Origin of the sequence: Streptomyces sp. NRRL WC-3618 (genome assembly GCF_001280005.1) — a bacterium.
In the GTDB taxonomy this organism is placed as follows: domain Bacteria; phylum Actinomycetota; class Actinomycetes; order Streptomycetales; family Streptomycetaceae; genus Streptomyces.
In genome coordinates this window covers 1-335 of the sequence record NZ_LGDW01000330.1, presented here as the reverse complement: position 1 = coordinate 335, position 335 = coordinate 1, and the positions used below count along the sequence as shown (strand labels likewise).

1 protein-coding gene is annotated in these 335 nt (G+C 70.1%); it reads left to right on the top strand.

The features are described from left to right. Nucleotides 1-335 (top strand): hypothetical protein (locus ADL01_RS24625; RefSeq protein WP_159049619.1); only part of this gene is annotated, 335 nt, incomplete at both ends.

Sequence of the window (335 nt, the reverse complement as noted above, 5' to 3'; positions counted from 1 at the left end):
GAGGGCGTCGGCATGCTGCTGGTGGAGCGGTTGTCGGATGCTCGGCGCCTTGGCCATCGGGTGCTTGCGGTCGTACGAGGTTCCGCGGTGAACCAGGACGGCGCGAGCAACGGCCTGACCGCGCCGAACGGTCCCTCGCAGCGGCGTGTGATCCGGGCCGCGCTGGCGAACGCGGGTCTGGCGGCCGGTGACGTCGACGCGGTCGAGGCGCACGGTACGGGCACCACGCTCGGCGACCCCATCGAGGCCCAGGCCCTGATCGCCACGTACGGCAAGGAGCACTCGGAGGAACAGCCTCTGTGGCTGGGCTCGTTGAAGTCCAACATCGGACACAC